Raw genomic sequence first — 15,862 nt, 5'->3', positions numbered from 1 at the left:
TTTTATTGCCTTTTGCCACTAATTGATTGTAAAGCTATTATTAATTCATCTAAATTTTCATAAGGAATATGAACTTTCCATTCTGGAATATTTTCTTTTAAACACACAGCTATGCTTAAAACATCATTGCTACCATCTCCATAAGGGTTTTTAATATTAGCTAATGATATTTTGCCACTTTGAGTGCCTTTGAGTAAAATTGAACTAATTAGTTCAGCTTTCATTTATTAATCCTTTTTAATTTTGCTTGCATTTTTAGCCACTCACTTTGCTCCATTATAGGAAATCCACCATAAACCTTGCCACCAGCTAAATCTTTACTAACTCCACCCCTAGCAGCAATAATAGCACCATCGCCAATTTTTAAATGCCCACTCGTTGCACTCTGACCACCCATTACAACAGCATTTCCAAGCTCACTTGAACCCGCAAGTCCTGTTTGAGATACTACTAAGCAACCTTGACCTAAAACACAATTATGTCCTATTTGAACTAAATTATCAATTTTAGTGCCTGTTTTTATAAGTGTTTTTGAAAACACTGCTCTATCAATACAAACGCACGAACCAATCTCAACAAAATCTTGTAATTCTACATAACCATTATGATAGATTTTAAAATGTCCTTTGCTATTACTTGCATAGCCAAAACCATCGCTTCCAATAACACTTCCAGCGTGAATTATACAATGATTTCCTATTACACTATCATTGTAAATTGTAACATTTGGGTATATTATTACATTATCTTTAATACAAACTCCATCGCCAATATAAGCACCTGCTAAAATAGTGCAATTACTTCCTATGCTAACATCTTTACCTATATAAACATTTGGCATTATTGTTGTATTTTCGCCTATAATTGCGTCTTTACCAACTCTAATTAAATCCTTAGAAAATACCTTACTAAACAATGCAAAAATATATTTTGGGTCTTCGCAAATAACTGCTTTTACATTTGTTGGTAAAAGATTTGCTAATTTTTCACTAATTAATACCGCACCTGCTTTAGTAGTTTTTAAAGCATCACATTCTTTTACACAAAAACTAAGCTCATTTTCATTTGCATCTTCTAAGGAATTTAGATTTGAAATTTGCATTTCAAATTCTATTTTAATTCCTATATTTTCACATAATTCTTTTAAACTTTTCATATTAATTTTCCATCAAAACAACGCCGCTTCTAGCACAATCTTTAGGATTGTATTTTTTAATCGTCTTTAAAAAATTATCCACTCTATCGCTAGTATCATTTACGCAAATTGTCATATATTCATCATTTGAGTGAGCTATTGTTCCATTATAGCCTTTTAATAAACTATCAAGACCAGCTAGATTTTGGTCTATATTGATTTTTACCAAAACACATTCACGCTCAACAAATTCGCAATCTTCAAAAACTTTATAAGTAGAAATTAATTTATGAAGTTGTTTAGTAATTTGCTCAAACACAGCTTCATCTCCACTTGTAATTATATTAATTCTTGAAAACTCTGTCCCTGCAATAGGAGCAACAGTTAAGCTATCTATATTATAACCACGACCAGAAAATAACCCTACTACTCTACTTAAAACCCCGTGTTGGTTTTCTACAATAACGCTTAACGCCCTTCTCATTTGCTATCCTTTGTGATTAATTTTTGTGGTAATATCATATTATAAATTGCAGCACCTGCTGGAACCATTGGTAAAACATCTTCAAATCTTGAAATAACAACATCAATCACGCAAGTTCTAGGGCTTTTTAAACATTCGTGATATGCTTTAATAAATTCATCTTTACTCTTTACTCTAAAGCTATCACAGCCAAAACTTCTTGCTAACATTTCATAATCAGGTTGCACATCTTCAAGATTGGTTTCTGAATATCTTTCATTATAAAATCTAGTTTGCCATTGGCGAACCATTCCTAAATAAGCATTATTTAAAATAATATTAATTACTTTTTTACGCTCTGCAGTTAGCGTCATTAATTCTTGAATATTCATCAAAAACGAACCATCACCAGCAAAATTAAGAACTACTTCATTATTTTTTGCAAATGCAACTCCTAAAGCAGCAGGAATTGAATATCCCATAGTTCCTAAACCACCACTTGTACTAAGTCTTCTTGGCTCATTGAATTTAAAAAATTGTGCTACCCACATTTGGTGTTGCCCTACATCGGTAATAATATTTGCATTAGGAGTAATTTTCGCACATTCATTAATTACCCATTGTGGTTTTAAGATTTCATCGCTATCTTCATAGCTAAATGATGGATATAAACTCTCGTGTCTATCTAAAACACTATGCCAAGTTGATAAATCAAATTCAAATTCTTTTACCTCATCTAAAAGATCGCTAATAACACTACCAACATCTCCAACTATAGGAAAATCAGCTTTAATGATTTTAGAAATTGAAGTTGGGTCAATATCAATATGAGCAATTTTTGCTAATTTTGCAAACTCGCTAGTTTTACCTGTAATTCTATCATCAAATCTAGCACCTAATGAAATTAATAAATCACATTCACTCATAGCCATATTAGCTCTATAACTTCCGTGCATTCCTGCCATTCTTAGATTATACGGATTATCGTGTTCTAATACCCCTAAACCCATTAAAGTGCAAACCGCAGGAACTTTAGTTTTTTCCACAAATTTACGGATAGCCTCGCTAGAATTTGAGCTAATACAACCACCACCTATATATAAAAGTGGTTTTTTAGCTTCCATTAAAGCACTTGCTAGGCGTTTAATTTGTCTTGGATTGCCTTTATAAGTTGGCTTATATGTTTTCATATTTACTTCACTAGGATATTTAAATTCGCCTTTAATAGCTGTAATATCCTTTGGAATATCAATATGAATAGGCCCTGGACGACCACTTCTTGCTATAAAAAAAGCTTCTTTTAAAACTCTTGGTAATTCTTCAATAGTTTTTACTAAATAAGAATGCTTTACACAAGGCCTACTCATTCCAACTGCATCAATTTCTTGGAACGCATCAGTTCCTATTAGTGAATTTGCAACTTGAGCTGAAATTAAAACCATAGGAATACTATCAGCATAAGCTGTAGCAATCCCTGTTAAAGTATTTGTAAATCCTGGACCACTTGTAACAATAGCAACTCCAACTTTACCACTAGCCCTTGCATAGCCATCTGCTGCGTGAGCTGCACCTTGTTCGTGACGAACTAAAACATGTTTAAAATCATTTTGTTTATACAATTCATCATAGATATTTAAAGCTGCTCCACCAGGATAACCAAAAACTACTTCAACACCTTCTAGCTTTAAAGCTTCACAAATCATCTTTGCACCTGTAATCATACTGCCTCCATTAGGTTTTTTCTTAGGATTTAATCAAATTTTGCTTATTTAATAATTAATACAAATTAAAAAGAATGAAAAATGTAAAAAAAATAAAATTTAATTAATAAAAATTTATCTAATATATTTATTATTTACAAAAAATTAAAAGGATTTAGAATGAAAATTTCACTTAAGATTAGTATATTGGTATTTTGTTCATTATTGCTATTAGTAGTATCACTTAGCTTTAATTCTAGTTTAATGTTTGATAAGTTAGAAAACAAAATGCTAACTGAAATTGAAAACGAAAGCATATATCTTAGAAAAGAACAAGTAAAAACTTTAGTAGAAAGTATGGTTCAATATACAAAAACAACATATAAAGATTTAGAAAATCAAAACAAATTAAAAGAATTTAATGACATATTAAAAAACAAATTAGATGAAGTAAGATACGATAACAATACTAAAGGATTTTTAGTATTTCAAGAAGATGGTTTAGTTGTGTATCACACACTAAAAGATTGGATTGGAACTAATAAAATTAATTCAGTTGATACCAATAATAAAGCTTTCATACAAGATATAATCAATGCTGGAAAAAATGGTGGTGGCTTTAGCGAATATGAGTTTAAATATAAAGATAAAACTACTAAGAAATTCTTAGCATATTCATTACAAGATAAAGCAAGTGGCTTGATATTTAGCACTGCAGTTGATTTAGATAGTGTTTATACATTCTTAGATAAAAACGCAAAAGAATTAGGCGAAGAACAATTTAAAGAATTAATAAAATTTATAATTATTAGTGCAATTATTTTCATAGTTTTAATGCTTATTGCATATATTTTCGCAACTTTATTTATATCAAAACCTTTAAAAATATTAGAGATTAAAGCAAGAGATTTAAGCAGTGGAGATGGGGATTTAACTAATAAATTAGAAGTAAAAGGAAATGATGAAATAGCTCACGCTTCAAGTGCTATTAATGAATTTTTAGAAAAAATAAGAATTTTAATCAAGCAAGCTAAAAATATTTCTAACGAAAATGCTTCAATAGCAAGTGAATTAGGCAATACTAGTCTTCAAACAGGAAAACGCGCTGAAGAAGGCAGTGAAATAGTAAATCAAATAGCTAAAAAAGGACAAAATACCAAAGAAAGCTTAGAAATAGGAGTTCAAAAGGCTAAAGAAGCTACTATAAAATTAGATGAAGCTTTAAATATGATGGAAACTTCAAATAAAGAAATTAATATATTAAGTAATAAAATTATAAATAGTGCAAGTATTGAAAGCGAACTTGCTATGAAAATAGAAAAGCTTAGCACAGATGCTGATAATGTAAAATCAGTATTAGAAATCATTAACGAAATTGCAGACCAAACAAATCTTCTTGCACTAAATGCCGCTATTGAAGCTGCACGTGCAGGCGAGGCAGGTCGTGGGTTTGCCGTAGTAGCTGATGAGGTTAGACAATTAGCTGAAAAAACACAAAGAAGTCTTAGCGAGGTGAATGCTACTATAAGCATTATAGTTCAAGGTATAAAAGACGCAAGTGAGCAAATGAGTATTAACTCAAACCAAATGCAAGATTTAAGTAATATTGCAAATTCTACTAAAGATAATATGAATATTATGAAAAATAGCGTAGCAGAAGCTATTAGCTCAAGTGAAAAAACCGTGAATGATTATATAAATACAAGTAAAGATATGGAAGAAATTCTAAATAATTTAAACAATATGAATACAATAACGAACGAAAACGCAAGAAGCGTTGAAGAAATAGCTGGTGCAGCAAATCACCTTAGTGAAATGACTGAAGAGCTAAATAAAAAATTACAAGAGTTTAGAACATGAAAAAGATATTATTTTTAATTAGTATGAGTTTAGTATCAATGGCTGATTATTTAAGTGATTGTGAAAATAGCAAAATCCCTGCTGCTTGTTATAATCAAGGTGTAGTTGAATATAATCAAGATAATTTAGGTCTTGCTATAAGACATTTTACCCTAGCTTGTGATGGCGATATTTATAATGCTTGCTACAATTTAGGGGTAATTTATAGTAAAAATAACGAAAAAGATAAAGCAAGTAAATATTATGAAAAATCTTGCGATAATGGAAATTATGAAGCTTGCTTTTATGCAGGGATTAATACTCAAGATTTTAATAAATCAAAAGAATATTTAGCAAGAGCTTGTGAAAATAGCTATAAAGATGCTTGCTATAATTTAGGAATACTATTTAAAAAAAATCAAGAATTTGATAATGCAAAAATATATCTAAAAAAAGCTTGTGATGATAATTTAATCCCAGCTTGTTATAGCTTAGGCAATTTATATGCTAATGAAAAAAATAATAACTTAGCTATTAAATATCTATCAATTGCTTGTTCTGCTAAAGATTATAATGCTTGTTATAATTTAGGTAATGTATATTATGAATTAAAAGATTATGATAAAGTAGCTAGTTTGTGGAATCAATCTTGCGATAATAAAGACGCATACGCATGTAATAATTTAGGCGTTATGTATCATAAAAAAGATAAAAATATGGCTAAATTGTATTATAAAAAATCTTGTGATTTAGGAAATAATATAGCTTGTGAAAATCTAAAAATACTTGAATAATTTAGGAATTTATTTCCTAAATTACAATTCTTCAGTCTCGCTTGGTTCGTTGTCTTTTCTAAACTCAAGTTGTAAAAATTTCGCTTTAGAAGCTTTAAAATCAAAATGAATTTCTTTTAATTCCCCACTTCTATTCTTAGCAATATCAAGTATAGCGTGGCGTTCTGCTAAAATAGTCGGATCATCATCAGCTTTATTAATAAATAATATCAAATCAGCATCTTGTTCTATACTACCACTCTCACGAATATCTGAGAGCATAAGTTTTTTATTCATCCTAGAATCCACCGAACGATTAACTTGAGAAAGAGCTAAAATAGGGATTTTTAATTCTAATGCAAGTAGTTTTAACCCCCTACTAATCTCACTTACTTGAATATGTCTATCAGCCCTTGTATTTAGTGAGTTCATAAGCTGAATATAGTCTAATACACATAAACCTATATTGTTATGCTCTTCTTTTAATCTTCTTAAAGATGAGCGAAGAAATTCTATATTTAAATTACCCTTATCATAAATATATAAAGTCTTTTCACTAAGCATATTCGCACTCATTTGCATATTATTTATCTCATCTTCTGTTAATCTATCTCCTGTTAAGATATTTTGCAAACCTATTCCTGTATCTTGTGCTATTAATTTAGCCATTATCTTATAAGCTTCTGTTTCAAGACTATAAAACACCACCCCAACATCTTTTTTAAGTGCATTTAATAAAATATTTAAAGCAAATGTAGTCTTACCCATACCAGGACGAGCTGCAAGAATTATTAACTCCCCTGCTTTAAAGCCCTTTGTATAATGATTTAATAAAGAAAAACCTGTATCAACTCCGATTACATCTTTATCAATTATCTTACTAACCCTATTTAATTCTTCATAAAACTCATTAACAGCAGTTCTTGAGCTTTTTAAAGTATTATCACTAACGCCTGATACTAAAGAATAAATCTTAGCATTTAAATTATGCGTATAATCAATACTATCTTGCACACTGCTTAGCTCTTGTGTGCTTGTATTCATTAAAGAATTAAGCTGGTCTTTTACACTTAAATTCCTTAACATTTTTGAATATTCATCAACTTCTATGAAAGAATTTTGCTGCTCAAGTGCAGTCCAAAAACTATCCTTTGCACTTGCAAAAGAGATTTTTACTAATTTTAAATCCACACTCTCTCTAAGTCTTCTTTTATTTAATATAAACTCAAATATATCAGCGTGTAATCTATATGAAAAATCACTTGGCTTAATAATACTTGCGGCTATATCTATATTTTCATTATTTTCTATACAAGCTAATAAAATACTTTGCTCTAATTCAATATCAAAATACTTACTCATAATTCTTCCTTAATTCTTATTTTAATCTCTCGTAAAAATTAAAGAAATTAAAATAAGAATTTGAAATAGGAATTTCAAATTCTATTCTTCATAAAGTTTTGCTTCGTCTAATACTTCATCTAAAAATCTATCTACTAAAGTATCATATTTGCATTTTGCAACCACTTCGCCGTGTCTTATTACTAAGCCTTCATTTTTGCCAAATGCAATTGCTACATCAGCTCCTTTAGCTTCTCCTAAAGCATTTACAACACAACCCATTACGCTTATATTTAATGGTGCTTTAATGTGTTTTGTCTTTTCTTCAACCACTTTAACAGCACTTAATAAATCGCTTTGTATTCTTCCACAGGTTGGACAAGAAATTATATTTATACCGCTTTTTTGCACTCCGCTATCTTGCAAAATCGCTTTAGCGACTCTTATTTCTTCGCTAAGTTCTCCTGTCATAGAAACACGAATAGTATCGCCTATGCCATTTAATAATAACTGACCTATAGCAATTGAGCTTTTTATTGTGCTATGAAACTTAGTTCCTGCTTCAGTTACTCCTAAATGAAACGGATAATCACACAATTCTCTTAATCTCGTATAACTTTCTATTGTGCTTTGTGCGTCTGAAGTTTTAATACTTATTTTAATATCCCTAAAATCAAAATCTTCAAGTAATTTAATATTATAAACAGCACTCTCAAGCAAGGCTTTTACACTTCTGCCGTATTTGTTTTCAAATTGCTTTTCAATACTTCCGTGATTTACACCAATTCTTATAGGAATATTTCTTTGCTTACAAGCATTTACTACTTCTTTTATATTTTCTTTGCCACCGATATTTCCTGGATTTATTCTAATCCCATCTATAAATTCAGCACAATATAAAGCTAATTTGTGATTAAAATGAATATCTACAATTAGCGGCAGTGGGCTTTGCTTTTTAAGTTCTGCTAAAGCCCTTGCATCTTTTATATCCAAACACGCAACTCTTACTATATCAGCACCTGCTAATTTTAACTCAATTAATTGTTCTAAACATCCATTAATATCTTGAGTTTTTGTAAATAGCATTGATTGAACGCTAATTGGAGCATCACCACCGATTTTAACCCCGCCTACACTAATTTGCCTAGTTTTAAATCTAGGCTTAAAAAAATCACTTCTCATATTAATTTATATTGTATTTTTTAAGTAAAGCTTCATATTCGCTAGTTTTTATAAATTCTTCTAAAGCTTTATTTAATTTCTCTCTTAGCTCTACATTTTCATTTTTGCTAAACGCTATAGAAAATCCTTCTGTGCCATCATCTTCATTATAAAATTCAGCTAAATTAGGATATTTTGCTAAATATTCTCTTGCTACAAGTGCATCAAATGCTAAAGCGTCTAATTTTTTATCATTTAAAGCCATTACTAAAACAACAGGATTTTCATTAGGTTGCACTAACGCACCTACTTGTTTTACTGCTGCTTCTTGAACCGTGCCTAATTGCACTCCTACTTTTTTACCTTTTATATCATCTTTAGTTGCGATACTACTATCTTTATGCTTTAGATAAATTGTCTTAGCTTTATAATAAACATTGCTAAAATCACAAGCTTTTTTTCTTTGTTCGCTTGAACTCATAGCACTCATAATAGCATCAATCTTACCTGCTTTAAGTGCTGCAATAAGTCCATCAAAACTCATAGCTTTAAATTCATATTTTATACCAGCAATTTTTGCTAAATTATCAAATAATTCAGCATCAAAACCACTAATCTTATCATCAACTAACATATCAAATGGGGGATAATCAGGAGAAATCCCAACTTTATAAACCTTGTCATTTGCATATAAACAAGCACTAAAAATCAGTGCAAACACTACTAATAAAAACTTTTTCATAACTACTCCTTATAGCCCGTATTTTTTGATAAGCTCATCATACTTACCACTTGCTTTTACTTCTTCAAGGGCTTTATTAATTATATCAATTAAGTCTTTATTTTTATCCTTTGCAAATGCAAATGCAAAACCTAAAGCCCCGTCATTTTCTTCATAAAAACTCTCAATTTCAGGATTTTTTGCCATAAATTTCTTAGCCACAAAAGAATCAAAAACAACCGCATCTATTTGCTTATTCACAAGGCTCATAACAACCACTGCTGAATCTTCGTGTAAAATCACATTAGCACCTAGCTTTCTTGCAGTATTTTCTTGAATTGTGCCAAGTTTCACTCCTGTTTTAACACCTTTTAAATCTTCTTTTGTAGTGAAAATATCGCCCTTTCTTTTAAGATACATAGTTTTTCCAAAAAAATAAGGATTAGAAAAATCACAATTCTTCATTCTTCTTTCGCTAATACTCATTCCTGAAGCTATCATATTGATTTTACCAGCTACTAAAGATGGAATAAGCCCATCAAAACTCATATTAACAAATTCAATCTTAAGATTAGCAACCTTTGAAATCTCATTTACTAAATCAACATCAAAACCACTCAATTTACCATCAACCATCATATCAAACGGAGCGTAATTTGCCGAAATACCAACCTTAACAACTTCATTTGCATAAGCAAATAAAGTTATAAATAAAGCTAAAAAAATCTTTTTCATATCTAATCCTAATGATTTAAAACTTTGTTTAAAAACTCATTTAATCTAGCATTTGTGCTAGAGTTAAATACAACTTGTGGCGTATCATCTACTGCTATTTTGCCACTTTCCATAAAAAATACCCTATTAGCTACATTTTTTGCAAAACCCATTTCGTGAGTTACTAATATCATAATAGGAGCATTATCTCCACTTGCTATTTCTTTAATAAGTCCTAAAACTTCTCCTACCATTTCAGGGTCAAGCGCACTAGTTGGCTCATCAAATAATATAACTTCAGGCTCCATCATAAGGCTTCTTGCTATTGCTATTCTTTGTTTTTGACCGCCGCTTAATTTGTGTGGAAAGAACTCTTCTTTATCAGCTAAACCAACTTTAGCTAAAAGATTTCTAGCTTTTTTAATAGCTTCATCTTTGCTTAAAATATTTAAACTAACAGGGGCTAAAATCAAATTATCCAATACATTTTTATTTGCAAATAGATTAAAATGTTGAAATACCATTGATACTTTTTGTCTGTGCTTATTAATATCAATTTTTTCATCTAAGATATTTTCATTATTGATTAAAATCTCTCCACTACTTGCAACTTCAAGTTTATTTAAACATCTTAAAAATGTGCTTTTTCCACCGCCACTAGGTCCAATAATAGCAATAATATCGCCTTTATTAATCTCTACACTAATATCTTTTAATACTTCTAAATTCCCGTAATTTTTGCATAAATTAGATATCTTAATCATTTCTTTTTAGCCTCATTTCTAATAATCTTACAAAACAAGTAAATACTTTAACACTAGCATAATACACAACACCTGCGAAAATATAGGGCTTAGGGTCGTATAAAAGTGATTGAAAAATCTTGCTTTGAAAAGTCAAATCAACAACGCTTATAAACGCAACTACTGAAGTTTCTTTAAACAACGATATAAACTCATTTGCTAAAGCAGGAATGATATTTTTAACAGCTTGTGGAAAAACTATCATTTTCATAGCTTGAAAATGCGATAAACCCATAGACCTTGCTGCTTCCATTTGACCTTTATCAACGCTTTCAATCCCACTTCTAATAATCTCTGCAACATAAGCACTAGAATTAAGTCCTAAAGCAATAACGGCTACAAAAAATACATTTTCAACTTGAGCAAAAACCACAAATGCAAATATCATTAAAAGTAGCATTAATGGCATACCCCTAATTAAATCTAAATATTCATTGATTAACATTGTTAAAAATCTATTCCTAAGCACCAATAAAAACGCTAATAAAAATCCACCAGTAAGACCAATAATCAAACCAAGTGAAGTAAGTCCTAAAGTAGTGCCATAACTTTTAAGATAAGCTAAATGCTCTGCTTCGCTAAGTTCTTTAAATGGATAACAATAATAAGTAGTAATAATCACTATTGCAAGTGGAAAAATTACTTTAAAAATATTTTCTAAATTCTTCAATTTTTTTCCTTTAAACAAAATAATAAAAAGTGTAAAAACACAACTAAAAAACGATTATAAATTAATGAGTATTATGTAGATGACGAAGATGATGACGGATAGTAAGATATTTGTTGTGCTTGATTAAATCTATAATTTTCATCTTTTCGTCCTTTAAAAAAAATAAGTTTGATTATCTCTTTTTTAGCTTAATGATTTATTAAATTTATTAATTTTTAAGCTTAAAAACTTTTTTGTATTTTTTTAAGATATTTAAAATAAGAATTTAAATTAATGTAAATAATTTTTATCATCTAATAATTTATTTTATAATTTTATTTTTATTTAAGGTTGGGGGGGGGTAAAATTGGTATTCGATTTCAATTAAAAAAAGGATTACCAAATGAAACTTTCTTTCAAAATTTCATTAACAACTGCAAGTTTATTTGTAGTTTTACTTTTAGTTTTATCTTATATGCAAAGCAATAAGACAGAAGATATAATCATAAATAATTACGATTCTTCAATAGCAGGAGAATTGCAATTAAGAAATGCTTATGTTGATGAATATATCAAAACCCGTATTGAGCAAATTGAAAAAATTGCAAAAACTTTTGAAGATGCTGATGATTTAAGCCCAGAATTTATCAAACAAATCATTAGTAGTGATAATAGGGTTTTAGATTTTCAAGGATTATTTATAGGCTTAGCAAATGGAAATGTTTATAAGGCTGAACCTGATTTAACTTTTAGATTAATCCCTAATTTTGATGGTAGAACTAGAGCTTGGTATAAAGAAGCAGTAGCTTTAAAAAAGGCTAGTAATTCATCAATTTATCAAGATGTCTCAAGCAAAAAATCAGCCACAACTATTTTTGCACCTGTGTTTAAAAATGATAAAATCGTAGCTGTAATTGGTGGAAATATACTAATAAATGATTTTAGCGATACCATTACAAAAATTAAATCTCATAATGATATTAGCACTTTAATTCTTGATAAAAATAATGAGATAATAGCTAGTGAAAACGCAAACGAATTAGGCAAACCTGAATGGCTTGATAGTCTAAATCAAAAATTATCTACGCTAAAAACTAATAAGAATTTAAATCATATTGTTTTTACAAAGGATAATAAAAATTACTTAGCTTATTGTATTATTAATGATATAAGTGGATTTAGTATTTGCACCATTATTTTAGAAGATGTAATAAATAATAGTGTAAATGATGCTAGAAATGCTACTTTAATAAGCTTTTTAATATTTTTAATAATAGTAATAGGATTTTTAAGTTTAATTATTAATTTTTATTTAAAACCTTTATCAAAAATCACCCAAGGACTTAACGAATTCTTCTCTTTTCTAAACCACGAAAAAGAAGACGCTCACGAAATCATCTTACATTCTAAAGACGAATTTGGCTCTATGGCAAAAGCAATCAATGATAATATAGAAAAAACTAAATTATCTTTATTAAAAGATGAAGAAGCAGTAGAACAAAGCGTTCAAACAGCAGCAGCAATTGAAAGCGGAGATTTAAAAGCAAGAATTACTCTAAATCCTGCAAATCCACAATTAATTGAATTAAAAAATGTCTTAAATAAAATGCTTGATACTTTAGAAGAAAAAGTTGGAGCTAATACAAACTCAATTGAAAAGATATTTGATGAATATAGCCAAAACGACTTTAGAAATGAAATAAAAAATGCTAAAGGTAGAGTAGAACTTGCAACTAATATGTTAGGTAAGCAAATAAGAGATATGTTAAAAACAAATCTTGAAACTGCAAGAAACCTACAAGATAAATCTAAAATACTAAAAACAAGTGTTAGTGATATAAACGAAGGTGCAAGAAAGCAAGCAAGTAGCTTACAAGAAAGTGCAGCAGCAGTAGAAGAGATGAGTGCATCTATGCATGCAGTAAATCAAAAATCAAACGAAGTTATTAAAAACGGAGAAGATATTAAAAATGTTATTACTATGATAAGAGACATTGCAGAACAAATTAATCTACTTGCACTTAATGCTGCAATAGAAGCTGCAAGAGCAGGTGAACATGGTAGAGGGTTTGCTGTAGTTGCTGATGAAGTAAGAAAGCTAGCTGAAAGCACTCAAAAATCACTAACAGAAATAGAAGCAAGTGTTAATGTATTAACTCAAGGTATAAATGATATGAGTGAAAGCATTAAAGAACAAACTCAAGCAATATCTCAAATAAATGAAGCAATAAGTAGTATAGATGAGCTAACACGCGCTAATGTAGTAGTAGCTGATAATACTAATAAAATATCAGATGAAGTAGATTTAATGGCTAGTATTGCTGTTGAAGCTGTTATGAAGAATAAGTTTGAGTAATAAAATTTATTTCACGATAATAAATTTACAAAAATATAATATCTCTATTTTACAATAATGAAGATATTATAAAATTATTTTTTGATACAAAAATATCTAAAAAAAGATTGGGGAAAAATGGAAAAGGAACTATTAGATAATGACTTTATAGTTAGTAAAACAGATATTAAAGGTAATATTACTTATGCTAATGAATCTTTTTTAAAAATTATAGGTTCAACAGAAAATGAAGTTTTAAATAAGCCACATAATGTTGTAAGACATAAAGATATGCCTAAGGCTGTTTTTAGATACTTGTGGCAACAATTAAAAGGAAGAAAAGAAGTTTATGCTTTCGTAAAAAACAGAACATTTGATGGTGGATATTACTGGGTATTTGCTAATATTAGCATATCTTATGATTTATCTGGTAATACGATAGGATATTATTCAGTTAGAAGAAAAATAGGTAAAAAAGCTAAAGAAGTTATTATTGCTTTATATGCTAAAATGCTTGAAGTTGAGAAAGCTCAAGGAGTTGATGCTTCTTGGAAAATTATAGAAGATATTTTGAAAAAAGAAAATAAAGGTTATAACGAATTTATGATAGGTATTCAGGGGCTAAAATGAGTATATTTAATAAAAATAATGATGAAGCATTAAATAAAATTATAGAAGTTTTAGAGCAAACTTCAAATGGATATTTAGAATCAAGAGTTACTGGTATAAAGGGCGAAAAATACACAATATTAGCAAATCATTTAAATAATTTGTTAGACCAAATAGAAGTGTGGCAAAGAGAAGTTGCTAGTTCTATTGAAGTTGCTTTTTCTGGTGCAACTTATAGAAATATTAATAGTGTAGGTTTAAAAGGTAGATTTAAAAGCACTGCTGATAATTTAGTAAGTGCTATTTTAGGAATTGCAAAAAGTATAGAAACTCAACGCTTAAATGAGCTTAGCATAAGAGTTCAACAAAACAATAATGATTCAGGTATAATTGATATTTTAACAAATGGCTTAAGCACAAATCAAACTAATTTAAATAGCATTTTAAATTCTTCAAAGCAAATTGCAGATGATTCTCATACTACTCAAACTATGGTAAAAGAATTGTCAAAAAGCTCAAATGAATTACAAAATTACATAGGTTTATTTACTGATTTAATCAATGGTCTAAATGAAAAAACAAATGAAATATCAAAAATTATTGAAATGGTAAAAGACATTACAGACCAAACTCAATTATTATCATTAAATGCTGCAATTGAAGCAGCAAGAGCAGGTGAGCATGGTCGTGGATTTGCGGTAGTTGCCGATGAAGTAAGAAAATTAGCAAATAATACAGAAGAAGCTACTAATACTATTAATTTGAATATAAATTCTTTAAAAGAAAGTGTTAAAAAGTGTTTAGAGTATTCAAATCAAGTTTCAGAAATTAGCAATAAAAATCAAGAAAAAACAAATCAGTTTTTTGATACTTTAAGTTCTTATGAAAAATTATCTGAAAATAACTTTAATAACGCTCAAAATAGTGGTAGATTGCAAAATAATTTATTTATACAAATACATTTATTACTTTATAAAGATGACGCGATTAGGTGTTTGCTTAATAAGAATTTAAAACAAAATAAATCATTAGAAGAAAACATTGCAAAATCAATCAAAAAAGAGCAAGAAGGTATATTTAAAGATATCTTAGCTTTATATGAAGAGCTTTATAATTGTGAAGAATTAGACGAGCAAGTAAGACTTGTGAAAAGATTTGATGATTTAATCTTTAATATGTGTAAAAATTGCTAGTTTAAATAAGGAATTTAAAATTAACTTTTAAATTCCTTAACCTTTAAATATATTCAATTTCGTTTTTAAAATAAATTATACTAAGAGTGATTTTGTATAAATCCAAAATCATTTCATTTCTTTTGACATTCTATAAATGAATGAAAATACTTCGGCAACACTTTTTATATATTTTAAAACCTAATAAACCACTAAGATATTTAAAAAACACTCAAAAGGAATTTAAAAACAAACTTTTAAATTCCTTAATCTTTTTTAGTATTTACTTACACTTTTAAAAATATACTCACTCATCATCGCCAGGAGCTACTCTTTGTAAGTATTTTACTACTTGATAGTATTCATTCTCATCTAAACTTGCATTATCTTGCATAGATTTAATTGTGCTTGGCCATACATTTTTACTAAACTCATCATAAGCATGTA

14 protein-coding genes and 1 pseudogene are annotated in these 15,862 nt (G+C 28.8%); 5 read left to right on the top strand and 10 right to left on the bottom strand.

Translation table 11 applies throughout. From position 1 onward, the window contains the following. Window positions 1–2 precede the first annotated feature (2 nt). From KJQ97_RS03780 to KJQ97_RS03765, 4 genes are read right to left on the bottom strand one after another with little or no spacing between them, the layout of a single operon-like run. On the bottom strand, window positions 3–224 hold the full coding sequence (locus KJQ97_RS03780) for a hypothetical protein (protein WP_214117890.1): 222 nt from the start codon (window positions 222–224) through the stop codon (window positions 3–5). Beyond that, window positions 221–1,156, bottom strand: a complete 936-nt coding sequence (lpxD, locus tag KJQ97_RS03775) for a UDP-3-O-(3-hydroxymyristoyl)glucosamine N-acyltransferase (RefSeq protein ID WP_214120000.1) — start codon at window positions 1,154–1,156, stop codon at window positions 221–223. Before lpxD ends, KJQ97_RS03780 begins: the two co-directional genes overlap by 4 nt. Before the next feature lies 1 nt (window position 1,157). Beyond that, window positions 1,158–1,619, bottom strand: coding sequence for an acetolactate synthase small subunit (ilvN, locus tag KJQ97_RS03770; RefSeq protein ID WP_214117892.1), 462 nt, complete (start codon window positions 1,617–1,619; stop codon window positions 1,158–1,160). Then, window positions 1,616–3,319, bottom strand: coding sequence for an acetolactate synthase large subunit (locus tag KJQ97_RS03765; protein ID WP_214119999.1), 1,704 nt, complete (start codon window positions 3,317–3,319; stop codon window positions 1,616–1,618). Before KJQ97_RS03765 ends, ilvN begins: the two co-directional genes overlap by 4 nt. Before the next feature lie 159 nt (window positions 3,320–3,478). On the opposite strand from KJQ97_RS03765, the gene KJQ97_RS03760 reads away from it, so the two are divergent. Both KJQ97_RS03760 and KJQ97_RS03755 read left to right on the top strand, forming a co-directional pair. Beyond that, window positions 3,479–5,158: a methyl-accepting chemotaxis protein gene (locus tag KJQ97_RS03760; protein WP_214119998.1), complete on the top strand. Its 1,680-nt coding sequence runs from the start codon at window positions 3,479–3,481 to the stop codon at window positions 5,156–5,158. Further along, window positions 5,155–5,931 carry a tetratricopeptide repeat protein gene (locus tag KJQ97_RS03755; protein WP_214119997.1) on the top strand — a complete coding sequence of 259 codons (777 nt, stop codon included), beginning with the start codon at window positions 5,155–5,157 and terminating at the stop codon, window positions 5,929–5,931. Before KJQ97_RS03760 ends, KJQ97_RS03755 begins: the two co-directional genes overlap by 4 nt. Window positions 5,932–5,952: 21 nt before the next feature. Here KJQ97_RS03755 and KJQ97_RS03750 read toward each other — a convergent pair whose 3' ends face one another. The 6 genes from KJQ97_RS03750 to KJQ97_RS03725 form a co-directional block, all read right to left on the bottom strand. After that, entirely contained in the window at window positions 5,953–7,272 is a 1,320-nt protein-coding gene (locus KJQ97_RS03750; RefSeq protein WP_214119996.1) for a DnaB-like helicase C-terminal domain-containing protein, read from the bottom strand. An 81-nt stretch (window positions 7,273–7,353) separates the two neighbouring features. Beyond that, window positions 7,354–8,433 (bottom strand): flavodoxin-dependent (E)-4-hydroxy-3-methylbut-2-enyl-diphosphate synthase, encoded by a 1,080-nt coding sequence (gene ispG, locus KJQ97_RS03745; protein WP_214119995.1) that lies wholly within the window; start codon window positions 8,431–8,433, stop codon window positions 7,354–7,356. Between the two features lies 1 nt (window position 8,434). Then, window positions 8,435–9,154 (bottom strand): transporter substrate-binding domain-containing protein, encoded by a 720-nt coding sequence (locus KJQ97_RS03740; RefSeq protein WP_214117898.1) that lies wholly within the window; start codon window positions 9,152–9,154, stop codon window positions 8,435–8,437. 9 nt (window positions 9,155–9,163) lie between these two features. Next, on the bottom strand, window positions 9,164–9,868 hold the full coding sequence (locus tag KJQ97_RS03735; protein ID WP_214119994.1) for a transporter substrate-binding domain-containing protein: 705 nt from the start codon (window positions 9,866–9,868) through the stop codon (window positions 9,164–9,166). 8 nt (window positions 9,869–9,876) lie between these two features. Continuing rightward, window positions 9,877–10,611, bottom strand: a complete 735-nt coding sequence (locus tag KJQ97_RS03730) for an amino acid ABC transporter ATP-binding protein (protein WP_214117900.1) — start codon at window positions 10,609–10,611, stop codon at window positions 9,877–9,879. Continuing rightward, complete coding sequence (locus KJQ97_RS03725; RefSeq protein ID WP_250325159.1) at window positions 10,604–11,320, bottom strand: amino acid ABC transporter permease; 717 nt, start codon at window positions 11,318–11,320, stop codon at window positions 10,604–10,606. Before KJQ97_RS03725 ends, KJQ97_RS03730 begins: the two co-directional genes overlap by 8 nt. A gap of 382 nt (window positions 11,321–11,702) precedes the next feature. Here KJQ97_RS03725 and KJQ97_RS03720 point away from each other — a divergent pair, with 382 nt between their 5' ends. The 3 genes and pseudogenes from KJQ97_RS03720 to KJQ97_RS10040 form a co-directional block, all read left to right on the top strand. Beyond that, window positions 11,703–13,655, top strand: a complete 1,953-nt coding sequence (locus KJQ97_RS03720; protein ID WP_214119993.1) for a methyl-accepting chemotaxis protein — start codon at window positions 11,703–11,705, stop codon at window positions 13,653–13,655. A gap of 117 nt (window positions 13,656–13,772) precedes the next feature. After that, window positions 13,773–14,264 (top strand): PAS domain-containing protein, encoded by a 492-nt coding sequence (locus tag KJQ97_RS03715; protein ID WP_214118998.1) that lies wholly within the window; start codon window positions 13,773–13,775, stop codon window positions 14,262–14,264. Window positions 14,265–14,851: 587 nt separating this feature from the next. Beyond that, window positions 14,852–15,436: pseudogene (locus KJQ97_RS10040) on the top strand (methyl-accepting chemotaxis protein); the annotation flags it as partial. Window positions 15,437–15,862: the final 426 nt, after the last annotated feature.

This window comes from Campylobacter sp. 2018MI01 (assembly GCF_018501205.1).
Classification (GTDB): domain Bacteria; phylum Campylobacterota; class Campylobacteria; order Campylobacterales; family Campylobacteraceae; genus Campylobacter_E.
The sequence above is the reverse complement of the archived record's forward strand: the minus strand, read 5'-3'. Positions and strand labels throughout refer to the sequence as shown.